This is a genomic window from Promicromonospora sp. NPDC050880, assembly GCF_044456525.1.
In the GTDB taxonomy this organism is placed as follows: domain Bacteria; phylum Actinomycetota; class Actinomycetes; order Actinomycetales; family Cellulomonadaceae; genus Promicromonospora.
On record NZ_JBITFV010000042.1, the window covers coordinates 1 to 2,055 of the forward strand.

Below are 2,055 nucleotides of genomic sequence, written 5' to 3' on the forward strand. Positions count from 1 at the left end.
CGGCTGGCTGCACTACTACAACCACCACCGCGCGCACTCAGCGATCGGCAACCAACCACCCATCACCCGACTGAACAACCTCCCTGGACATCACAACTAGGTGTCGTGCACCGAGCGGATCACCAAGACCTGGGGCGAGGGCTGCTACCAGCGCAACGGTGACTACTTCTGGGTCACCGACGACAGCAACGACGGGTACAGCACGGGCGTGATCTGGCGACACCCGGGCACCGGGCGTGAAGGGATCTGCCGCAACAAGGACGGATTCCTGGGCGGCGGAGTCCGGACCTGCAACAAGGACTTCCCCGAGAACACGACGATCCGCTACCGGCTCGCCCGCTGCGACGGCAGCACGTACACCTGCAAGAGCCACTGGGTGACAGCTCGGGCACCATCGAGGTGAACTGACAGTTCGTCCAGCCGCCCTGAGCCGAGCGCCGGCCGCCTGCAGGTTCCTGCAGGCGGTCCACGCTCGCCACAGGCATGCTCGTCACATGATGAGACGAGGAACGATAGCCGTGCTGACCTTGCTGACCCTGGTGTTCGCGGCGCCGGCGCAGGCCGCGACCGTCGAGTACAACGTGGCCGTCAGCAACGACATATCGTGCAGCATCGTCCTGCAGAAGAGCTGGGGCTCGGGCTGCTACCGGCAGAACGGCGACTACTTCTGGGTCACCGATGACAGCAAGGACGGGTACACCACGGGTGTGATCTGGCGGCACCCGAGCAGCGGCCGCGAGGGCATCTGCCACCACAAGGGCGGCGCGGCCGGCGGCGTCCGGACCTGCAACAAGGACTTCCCGGAGAACACGAAGATCCGCTGGCGGATCGCGCGCTGCAACACCGACGCCTACACCTGCAAGCACCCGGGCCACTGGAGGACCACGTCCGGTGTCATCGAGGAGACCACCTGACGGTCCTTCGCGGCGCCGACTGGAGCCTGACAGGTCGCCGGCGGGCACCTGTCAGGCTCTGCCATGCCGCCACGGGTGATCAGAATGGCGGTTCCTCCGGCAGGACACGGATCGTTCGGAGTGCCGGACCGCCCTTCTGGTCGTGATTCCTGCTGGTCGGCCGCTTCTGTGTTCCGAGGCGGTGGTGGAGGTCGTCCGCGAGGCTGGTGACGTCACTGCTGATGGTTGGTCCGTCGCTGACGGTTGATCCGTCGCCGGCGGCAGACCTGTCGCCGGCGGGTCCCTCGCCGACGGCGGGCCTGTCGCTGATCGTGAGGTCGGTCCGCGTGGCGGGTCGTGTGTAGGTGTGGCCGGTGGGTGCGGTCCAGGTGGTGGTGCCGGTGGTGGGGTTGCGGGTGGGGGTCCAGCCGTGGTGGGTCTTGGCGAGGTGGTGGGCGCGGCACAGGGGTTGCAGGTTGTGGGCGCGGGTCTGGCCCGGGGTTCCCGGCGGCTGGTGCTCGGGGTCGAGCCCGTGGTTGTAGGGGTGGATGTGGTCGAGGTCGGCCCAGCGGGCGGGTCGGTCGCAGTGGGGGAAGCAGCAGGTCTGGTCGCGGGTGGTCACGGCTTGGCGGAGGATCCTGCCGGGTTGGTAGGTGGTGGTGGAGTAGTCGGTCAGGATGCCGGTGGCCGGGTCGGTGATCAGGCGTTGCCAGGTGGCGTCGGTGGCGATGTGTGCGGCTGTCTCGGCGGGGATGGGTCGGTAGCTGTCCAGGTGTGCGGGGGTGTCGTCCAGGCCCAGGAGCATCGTGGCTGGGAGGGTCAGGCGGACCTGTGGTCTGACGGGGATCACCTGGATCGTGGTGCCGCCGCAGGTGCAGCCCCCGCAGGTGCAGCCCGTGGCGGGCACGGTGGTGCGTGGCAGAGCACCAGGGCCGGCACCGGCATCGGGGCCGGCATCGGCGTCGGGGCCTGCGTCGCGGTCGCGCGTCCCGGGCATGCCGGTCGCGGCCGGGCCCGTCGCAGCCGGGCCGGTGGTCGTGGGGGTGGTGTGGTCCGGGGTGCGCGCGGGGGCGCATTCGGGGTGGGGTGGGACGATGATGCGGCCGGTGGTGATGGCGACCAGGGCGTCGGCGCGGGCCTGGGCCAGGGTGCGGGTGGTGCC

3 protein-coding genes are annotated in these 2,055 nt (G+C 69.6%); 2 read left to right on the plus strand and 1 reads right to left on the minus strand.

All coding sequences use genetic code 11. The annotated features are described in order from the left end of the window. Positions 1-100 precede the first annotated feature (100 nt). Positions 101-403, plus strand: a complete 303-nt coding sequence (locus tag ACIBBF_RS26460; RefSeq protein ID WP_397419417.1) for a hypothetical protein — start codon at positions 101-103, stop codon at positions 401-403. Between the two features lie 115 nt (positions 404-518). Then, positions 519-914, plus strand: coding sequence for a hypothetical protein (locus ACIBBF_RS26465; RefSeq protein ID WP_397419419.1), 396 nt, complete (start codon positions 519-521; stop codon positions 912-914). A gap of 79 nt (positions 915-993) precedes the next feature. Here the strand turns inward: ACIBBF_RS26465 and ACIBBF_RS26470 are convergent. After that, a partial coding sequence (locus tag ACIBBF_RS26470) for an HNH endonuclease signature motif containing protein (RefSeq protein ID WP_397419421.1) occupies positions 994-2,055 on the minus strand: 1,062 nt, incomplete at its 5' end.